This is a genomic window from Vibrio sp. CAU 1672 (assembly GCF_029223195.1).
GTDB lineage: Bacteria > Pseudomonadota > Gammaproteobacteria > Enterobacterales > Vibrionaceae > Vibrio.
Genome location: NZ_JARHUF010000043.1, coordinates 1 through 8787, shown reverse-complemented (window position 1 = coordinate 8787; position 8787 = coordinate 1). Strand labels below are relative to the sequence as shown.

The window sequence follows — 8787 nt, the reverse complement described above, 5'->3', positions numbered from 1 at the left end:
TAGCGAGATAACTGAAAGTGTCAAACACTTTTTTCAATTAATTTTCTCAGAAGCTTTTCACCTCGCCAACTCAGCGGAAGCCTTATCGCGTCTGCCGTGTCGGTGGATGCGCATTATAGGGAGGCTGATTGTTTTGGCAAGTCAAAAACAGACTTTTTTTACCAAAAACGCGCCAAACGAACACTTTCCATACAGAGCCTGTTTTACCCAGATATTACCCAGTCAATTCACACAACTTACTCACAACAAGCTGTGGATAATTACTCATCACTATCAAAAAAATAGGATATTCGCGCTCTGGGGTTTAAGTACTCTCTAATATTGTCCGGTAACTTTGTCGGATGAACCGCATTGACAATCTTGAGGTCTTTAGAAGCCAGATCGATAATCGGCGCTTGAGTCCTTGGAACCGTAGGGTCATAAATGAGTACGTTCGGATAGAGCAAATTAGCGGAGTTTACTGAAATCACCAGCCCAACCATATTATTGGACAACTGCACAACGGTACCAGGAGGAAACACTCCCATGAACTTAATCAAGATGGCAAGGTTCTCTTCATTATAAAGGTGCTTACAGTTCTTATATAAGTGGGAGAGCGCTGTATAAGGGATCTTTTGCTCCGCCAGGACCGATGTATGACATAAATTGTCAAAAGCGTTAGCAACAATAACTACTTGTGTAAGCTCGTCAATTTCATTGCCTTTTAACCCTTCAGGATATCCGCTGCCATCAGCCAGTTCATGGTGTTGAGCAATCACCTTTTTGGTACGTTCAGGAAAATTTTCGATATGGCGAGCCAAATCCAATCCGTATTTGGTATGCAATTTCAAGTAGTTTTTTTCTGGCTCTGTTAATGGCGTCTGCTTTCTGAGGATTGCGGTAGGAATTTTTATTTTCCCCATATCATGAAAAAGGGCAGCGAAGGAGACTTCCTTTAACTGCTCTACGCTATAGCCTTTAGCTTTACCAATCATCAATGCAATCACGGCCACATTCAGTGAATGAAAATAGACATCCTCATAATCGTTTTTGCCGTTCATCAAATGCAGTGTGACATTGTCATCACACAATAGCTTCTCGACAATATCATCAATCAGTAACGTTGCTTCTTCTACTGCTGCGGTTGGTCGGTTACGGATTTTTGTCATCACCGCACGCATGCGTGCCAGTGAGCGTTCAAATTCTTTTTCACACTGAATGACCCGACGACGATAAGCACTCAACTTTTCTATCCGCTTTTGCTTCTCCTGCCACAGCTTCTGCGTTTCCAGATCTATCGCCTGTTCTTGATTTTCTTCTAATGTGTCCGCTGGCTGACTGGAGACCGGAAGCGGCTGGGTATCACTTTGCTCTGGATTTAAATAGACGAAGGAGACTCCAAGATGGCGAATCATCTGAACCTGAGCTTGATCTTTGATTTTAAAACTATTGAGTAAAAATGGATGGTCATTCCACTTAAGCGGTAGGCGAATGTGCAAACCAGGTTGAAGACGGTCCACTGTAATTTTAATAGCTGCCACTTTTCCACTACTGATTAGGTTTTCTTTCTGAACCAGTAATAGTAGTCGATTCTGTGAATGAATTCACTAATAAGGAGGATGTATCAAGCGCCTATGTGCTTGCCATCAACAAACTGCCACATGCCATAGATGTAAGTCGTTGATACTCATACTCCGCTATAGAGCACGATCGGCATTGCGAAGCTTGAGCTCTACTTCAAACAGCGATTTAGTTGTGGGCTCTTGAGTTTTAATCAAGCTGATTAAGGTTTGGACTGCGGCCCTTGCCATATCACTAATTGGGAAATGAACGGCAGAAACCGTGGGGTAGATGCTTTCACACAAATCGACGCTGTCAAAACTCACCAGTGAGATTTGCTCAGGAACCGGTATCTCATACTCATGCAGATACTGCATAGCCCCTACTGTCATCTCCTCACTGCAAGAGAATACCGCCGTGACTTCAGGATGCCTTTGATAAATTGCTGCCATCGCATCATAGCCGCTTTGCCGGCCGTAATTCCCTTCTTCACACCAACTCTCATTAGCCCCGATACCTGCAGCTTCTAGTGCGTCTATATAGCCGAGTTTTCTTAATCGACTATTATATCGATGTGATGGTCCCGTGATACACGCGATATTTCGATGCCCACCAGCCAACAAATGCCCTGCGCCCGGTGAGCACTATCAAACCACCAGCTTTTGTTATCACATCTCTCGCTTAACTAACGCTTCAAGCTGTTCAGACATTTCCCTCACTGTCTCAAGTAACTCCTGATCTGTTGCAGGCGATAATAACCGGTCAATATGCTGCTCAAAGCCATCCGGAAGCGACCGGCAGTGCTGCTGCGCATACTGACACAGGCGTTTTTCTCCCGGGTGTGGTAAGCCATTCAACGCAAACAACACATCAAAGTAGCTCTCCAGGTATGCGGTTACACGATGCTGGACACTCAATCGGTCACCGCGCTGGATCGCCTTTTTGATTTGGTCAGGATAAGCAGGAATCACGTTAAGCAACAGTGGGAGGTTCTTATCGATGATGGCCTGACGCAACGAAGCCGGATAGGTAACATCGTATCGATGTTGCAGCCGAGAAAAACATTCATCTTTCTCATAAAGGACACGGCCATGCAATAAGCTATACCAAAAGCAGGTGCTGTAACCGGTCGAGGCCTGGCAACGGGTGACAATATTATCGATGGTCTGGGTAAACTCGGCCAACTGCCGGTATATCACCTCTACCACAGTACCACCGTGCAACACCGCATCGTCTTCTTCTTCCCAGTACTGGTTGGCCAACTCCACATACGAGCAGTAACGCTCGGTGATCTGTTGACGAACATCCCGGCTGATTGGCTGGCTCTGATAAACATACAGATCATAGTCTGACAACTCATCCTGGGTACTGTTGGCACGCGATCCCCCCAGAACCACCGCCTCCACTTCGGGCAGCTGACTAAAAGCCTCTGCAAGCGCAAATAACTGTTTCTCTGACATTTGGTCTCTCCTGAAAAAGCGTCACTTTACCTCAGACGCGCCTCCACCAAATGTGTGTATTGACACATATTAAGCATTTATAGGCATAGACGTAACACAAAATAGCTTAGCCGAACACTTTCGCAACCCTCTGATAGCATTCACTAAGGAAACCAGTATTTATCCAGCTAGCACTCAACAGCATAACGAACGACCACCCACTTTTATTAGGATGAATCAGCTCTGTTGTGATGTTCAGAGTCTATAGATAATTGAGGGAAAGAACGTCAAGCAATGAGGTTATGGCCTGCCGCCCCCTGACTAAAGGTAGAGCCTTGACACTGTAGACGGTTATTGTAGAAAGCATGAGTGTAGTGATTTAACTTATAATTTTCTTCCGTCAAGAACTTACCTGGGGTCACCCCGGTAAATGCATTAAAGTCCTTAATAAAATGAGACTGGTCGTAGTAGCCATTCATATAAATGGTATCTTTGTAGTCAGCTACCGGTTCATCGAGCAGACTTCTCAAACAAGATTGAAAACGGGCAGTCCGCTCAAAATATTTCGCGTTGCTCCCCGTTATCATTTTGAACTTTCTTTGAAATGTTCTCTCGCTCACGCCGAGGTTTTGCTTCACGTCCCTGATAATATTGGGGCAACGCCGATAGTAGATCTGATCGATAGCCCACTCCATACCACTAAGTAAGTGAGTGTTCGCATTCAGCCTTTCCAACATTAGCCTTTCAATCACTGCAAGCATTGCCGTATCGGTTTCAGCAAAAGCTAAAGAATGGATACCATCAGGCAAAATAATATCACGCGTATCGACAATACGATCCGCAATTTCGGTCAGGGGAATAGCAAATAGCCGGTAAAACCCGGCGGAACGAAACCGCACTGAGACGATTTTTGTCTTGCCTGTCGCTCTTAGGCGAAACAAAGTTTTCCTCGGACAGATCAGCAGCCCTTGATATGTTTCTAAACGACCTAACTGAGGCGATTCGATCATCACCGGATCGCCGAAGTTGAACAGCATCTCCACCCCGGTACCGGGGAAAATATCAGGTATAGCGAGCGGAGAGTCACACTGCCATAACCAAAACTGCGCGATATAATCGCTTAACGGCGCGGCAGGCCTTAACATTTTTGTAATCATGTCAGGAAGATAACATACCCACAGCAGGAAAGCTGACTATCTATCATTAGCAAGAAACAGTTCATCGCCACTAGCGAAGTTAAGACAAGGGTGCTTATCAAAACGAACAACACCAACCGGCACCCTTCCATCAACCGCTTTAACTACTTCAGCAACACCAATATGGCCAAACCCTGCACAAAGCTCGATGGCCTGAATGCCTTCACCTACCAGCGACTCAGCTAACTCACAGGCCTGTTGATAGTCAACAGCTGCAACGGTTTTGACCTCAACTTGTTTGGTTTTAACCCAAGATGAGTGCATTGATGGTTGAGCTTCAGGCGCTACAAAAATAAAGGCTGCTTTAAATACACCAGACATTTTAATCCTCCAACTAAACGATGGCTGGAATATTAATTACCGAACCTGTCTTCGTATTGTAGAAATGCGTCAAAAACCGGATTAATTACATCAAAGCTCAAAACCAATGCAGAAGCTGACAATGTGTCAGCGCCGTTAAATGCACTCACACCAGATCATCTTTCTGGCCCCATACCGCGGGAACGCCAGCGACGAGTTAACTGAAACAGGAATACTAACTGATCTTACGCACGCTTTGACGGTAATGCACCGGAGAAAGCGTCGATAACAAGAAAGGAAAACTGAGGTAAGCTTCTGATTAGCCTAGAAACAACAAAGCCCCGACTTATGTCGAGGCTTTGTTATATGAATTATGGTACCGGTAAGCGGACTGATTGGACAGACATTCCTGCCGCCACCGCGAAGGCAACGCTGAAGAAACTTCGATTGCACTTGTCCAACGCCCAAAACGACGAAAAGCCGATATAAAAGCGACCTTTCTATGTATGGTACCGGTGGGCGGACTGATTGGACAGGCATTCCTGCCGCCACCAAGAAGGCAACGCTGAAGAAACTTCGATTGCACTTGTCCAACACCTAAAACGACGAAAGGCCGCTATAAAAGCGACCTTTCTATGTATGCTACCGGTGGGCGGACTTGACTGGGCAGGCACTCCTGACGCCACGCTGGATTGGAATTCACAAACCCCAGATACAACAAAGCCCCGACATGAGTCGAGGCTTTGCTATATAGAATATGGCACCGGTGGGTGGACTTGAACCGCCACGCCCGAAGGCAACGGATTTTGAATTCCTCTTAAGCACTTGTAATCAATTGCATTTAAGAGGATTTTTTTGGATATCAAGGACCATAAAATAGGATTTCATTGGATCTTTTTTACAAACGTCGAGCACAGATGTGAAATGCTGCTCAAACTCGCTTTTAGACAGAAGCAAGTTATAAGAAGTAACTAAGTGTTTGAAATTAATCCCTTTAGCGGGCTTTGTTTCCTAAATCGATTGAACTAAATCTGTAGCGAATGATCAGATCGGCATCATTCACAGACTTATGAATCAATCGTGCCAAAGCCTCGCTATAAAACAACCAACTGGAAACAGTACAATCAAGCCTTGATTAACCGTGGCTCGCTAACCTTCTGGATTGATGAGGAAGCCATCGCATCGCCACTTGGAAAGCCACAACTGAACCAGGTAAAAAAGGTCGGCCGCATGTGTTTAGTGATTTAGCTATCACCACCGCACTCATGGTAAAGCGTATTTTTTCTATGCCACTGCGAGCCCTGCAAGGCTTTATTAATTCCGTGTTTAAACTGGCAAACGTGCCGTTATCTTGCCCACATTACACCTGTATCAGCAAACGTGCTAAGATGGTTAAAATCACCTTCAAAACCAAGCCTCGGGGCACCATTCAGCACTTAGCTATCGATGCCACAGGGCTAAAGGTGTATGGCGAAGGAGAATGGAAAGTGAAGAAGCATGATACGGATGGCAAACGCCGAGTTTGGCGCAAATTGCATATTGCCGTTGACACTCATACCCACGAGATTATTGCCGCTGAGCTCAGTTTATCGAATGTGACCGATGCTGAAGTGTTGCCAAATTCTCTGAAGCAAACTCATCGAAAAATCCATACGATTTCAGGAGATGGTGCCTATGATACGCGAGAGTGCCATACAGTTATCCGCCGTAAACAGGCCTTTAGCCTTATTCCTCCACGTGACGGTGCAGCCTACTGGGAACAAGGACATCCACGTAATTTGGCAGTGAGTTTTCAAAAACTTCACGGCTCAAATAAAAAATGGAAGAAACGTTATGGCTACCATCGTCGTTCCATCTCTGAAACCGCCATGCATCGGATAAAGCAGTTACTCGGCGGCAGCTTGAGCATGAGAAATTACAATGCTCAAGTAGGGGAAGCTTCCGTCATGATCAAAGCATTAAATAAGCTGACTAGGCTAGGTATGCCTGAAACACAGTATTTTGGCTAATACTTAAACAATCAAGTTTTTTGTTAGTTCGATTTAGAAAACAAAGTCCCCTTTCTGTGATGAATTGGCACGCTCAGACTTGGTGATAGAGTCCTAAAATAGCGCCTCTCACCTGAAGTAAGTTGAATCGCCTCATTTTGAGGCATCAGGGTACCAATGAAATACGGGCCACTCCACTTTTTCTTGCTCATTTACTGAACAGTGTCCATTCTAAATTATCTAGAAAATCATTGGCAATTCATAAATATCCCACCAATAATTAACAAACAAAATGCGTGATTGGTTGGCTGTTTCACCTATGCTCAGTTTAACAAATAGTGACTAATTAAAATTGACAACCATAATCGAATTAATGTTATCTCTCTGGAGGCCTAAATTATGACGAGTTCTATCGATGGATTGAATACCGTCGAGATTCTGCGCAAAGGCTTGCCTGCCAGTTCAAAGCAGGACGTAATTATCGTTGGCGCTGGTATAGCTGGTTTAACAGCGGCCAACCTTCTTAAGGATGCCGGACATTATGTGAGGATATTTGAATCCCAACAACGAAATGGCGGACGACTTTATACTCATTTTTATCCTGATGGCCGTTATGCAGAGCTAGGTGGTATGCGTTATGCACCAGGTCACATCCATGCACATACTCTTTTTAAGCAGTATGGCATGACAGTTCTGCCCTTCCCCCTATCATATAAAGAAGTCAACTTGAATGGTCGCACGAGTGAAATCAATAGTGTGACGTTGAGGGATATGGGGTTTGATGTGGAACAGTCATTCTCTGAGCTAATGGAAAAAACGATGGCACCAGCATTCAAGGTGTTTGATGACATAAAAGATGAAGATGAAGCATATTACGCGTTTATTAATCAGTATGACGGCTATTCCATTCGAGACTATCTTGTCGAACAAAATCTGACTGATTCAGAGATCGCCGCAATAGCGTTATTAAACAATATAGAAGGGCGTATGGCATTTAATTTTGCCGAGTGGGCCATGTATGTTCGAGAGGATGCTTTTGGTAGTAAGTTGACATACCTTAAGGAAAGCGCTGGTACTCTGTGCGATCGGATGGCAGAACCGTTATCTAGCCTCATTCAATATGGCGCAAGGGTCACGGAAGTAAAACAAACAATCTCCAAGGCAGAGGTATCGGTGTTAATAGGAGGTAAAGAACATACTTATAAGGCAGACGCTGTAGTGATGACTCCACCACCAATAGTCTTACGGCATATCAAAATAGAAGGTATGGATGGGCCTAAACGTGAAGCGGTGAGATCAGCCTATGCCGGTAGGGCAGCAAAGGTTTTCCTGCAATTTTCCAAACGATGGTGGGAAGATAGAATTGGAACTAATGGGGGAATGTGTATTACAGACTTACCGAGTCGAAATATTGTATTTACAGTAGCTGGGCAAGGAAGTGGTGAGCGAGGACAAATTATTGGCTCTTATACTTGGGAAGCAGATGCTATGGTAATGGCGTCTTTATCGCCGGAAGAGCGAATTTTGAGAGTACTTGACGATGTGGTTTCAATTTATCCAGAGGCACATCAATATTTTGAGGGAGGAGTAGCGCATGACTGGGGAAATGATCAGCATGCTGGTGGAGTAGGAGGATTATTTCAGCCGCATCAGATGACCAGCAAACATTATCAGAGATTATTGCAACCGGTTGGGCGAGTTTGGTTTGCCGGCGAAACCTATGATCGAAAACATCGCAGGTGGATTGAATCAGCAATACGTTCAGCGGTGAAAAACGTATATGCACTAACAATGTCTTATGAGGAAATTCCATGGTTAGATTAAGAATGACAATTACCTCCGATACTGATGGTAAAATTGTAGAGCTCGAAGGTGATGTTACAAAAATATTAGGGTGGGAAATTAAAGAATTGATCGGTAAGCCAGTTATCGAAATTATACCGTTTAAGCATCGCGAGCGACACAATGCGGGATGGGAGCGATGGAATAAAAAAAGCACCAAAAAAGCAATGGGCTCATGGCTACAGGTGGACGCTCGTCGAGTTGATGGAAATACACTGCCTGTTGAGTTATGCATAACGGAACGAAGCCATGTTGTCACTGCAATTATCGAAACACCAGCAGACATAACTCTTCCAAGACTAGATGAAGACTAAGTCAAGTGTTAACTTGATCTGCTCCTGCCAGACTGGACACTTCATTATTAAGCGACATTTTGTTGTTCAAAGTTAACTGGGCTTAGATACCCAAGAGCACTGTGCCTTCTCGTCCGATTATAATCAACCTCTATGTATTCGAAGATCGCTTGGCGCATCTCGTCTCGCG

The 8787-nt window shown here is 44.6% G+C and carries 7 protein-coding genes and 2 pseudogenes; 3 read left to right on the top strand and 6 right to left on the bottom strand.

The window, feature by feature from the left end:
• Nucleotides 1–260: 260 nt before the first annotated feature.
• The 5 genes and pseudogenes from P2G85_RS20590 to P2G85_RS20570 all read right to left on the bottom strand — a co-directional run bounded on the left by P2G85_RS20590 (nt 261) and on the right by P2G85_RS20570 (nt 4495).
• The gene (locus tag P2G85_RS20590) at nt 261–1520 is read right to left on the bottom strand and encodes an HD-GYP domain-containing protein (protein ID WP_275865927.1); all 1260 of its coding nucleotides are present in this window, start codon (nt 1518–1520) and stop codon (nt 261–263) included.
• A 156-nt stretch (nt 1521–1676) separates the two neighbouring features.
• Nucleotides 1677–2165: pseudogene (locus P2G85_RS20585) on the bottom strand (substrate-binding domain-containing protein); the annotation flags it as partial.
• Nucleotides 2166–2207: 42 nt separating this feature from the next.
• Nucleotides 2208–2999 (bottom strand): nucleotidyltransferase domain-containing protein, encoded by a 792-nt coding sequence (locus P2G85_RS20580; protein ID WP_275865926.1) that lies wholly within the window; start codon nt 2997–2999, stop codon nt 2208–2210.
• 266 nt (nt 3000–3265) lie between these two features.
• Nucleotides 3266–4135, bottom strand: a complete 870-nt coding sequence (locus P2G85_RS20575) for a helix-turn-helix domain-containing protein (RefSeq protein ID WP_275865925.1) — start codon at nt 4133–4135, stop codon at nt 3266–3268.
• A 36-nt stretch (nt 4136–4171) separates the two neighbouring features.
• Nucleotides 4172–4495, bottom strand: coding sequence for a DUF6506 family protein (locus P2G85_RS20570; RefSeq protein WP_275865924.1), 324 nt, complete (start codon nt 4493–4495; stop codon nt 4172–4174).
• A 1059-nt stretch (nt 4496–5554) separates the two neighbouring features.
• Between P2G85_RS20570 and P2G85_RS20565 the strand changes: the two are divergent.
• The 3 genes and pseudogenes from P2G85_RS20565 (at nt 5555) to P2G85_RS20555 (ending at nt 8618) form a co-directional block, all read left to right on the top strand.
• Nucleotides 5555–6483: pseudogene (locus P2G85_RS20565) on the top strand (IS5 family transposase).
• A gap of 378 nt (nt 6484–6861) precedes the next feature.
• Nucleotides 6862–8286, top strand: a complete 1425-nt coding sequence (locus tag P2G85_RS20560; protein WP_275865923.1) for an FAD-dependent oxidoreductase — start codon at nt 6862–6864, stop codon at nt 8284–8286.
• Nucleotides 8274–8618 (top strand): PAS domain S-box protein, encoded by a 345-nt coding sequence (locus P2G85_RS20555; RefSeq protein WP_249251533.1) that lies wholly within the window; start codon nt 8274–8276, stop codon nt 8616–8618. The genes P2G85_RS20560 and P2G85_RS20555 overlap by 13 nt, the downstream gene beginning before the upstream one ends.
• Before the next feature lie 47 nt (nt 8619–8665).
• Here P2G85_RS20555 and P2G85_RS20550 read toward each other — a convergent pair.
• Nucleotides 8666–8787: IS3 family transposase (locus tag P2G85_RS20550; protein WP_275865928.1), on the bottom strand; the 122-nt coding region annotated here is incomplete at its 5' end.

What these genes read in the sequence shown, in the direction of transcription:
- P2G85_RS20570 (WP_275865924.1), bottom strand. Translation starts at nt 4,495, where the DNA reads ATGTCTGGTGTATTTAAAGCAGCCTTTATTTTTGTAGCGCCTGAAGCT.
- P2G85_RS20580 (WP_275865926.1), bottom strand. Translation starts at nt 2,999, where the DNA reads ATGTCAGAGAAACAGTTATTTGCGCTTGCAGAGGCTTTTAGTCAGCTG.
- P2G85_RS20560 (WP_275865923.1), top strand. Translation starts at nt 6,862, where the DNA reads ATGACGAGTTCTATCGATGGATTGAATACCGTCGAGATTCTGCGCAAA.
- P2G85_RS20575 (WP_275865925.1), bottom strand. Translation starts at nt 4,135, where the DNA reads ATGATTACAAAAATGTTAAGGCCTGCCGCGCCGTTAAGCGATTATATC.
- P2G85_RS20555 (WP_249251533.1), top strand. Translation starts at nt 8,274, where the DNA reads ATGGTTAGATTAAGAATGACAATTACCTCCGATACTGATGGTAAAATT.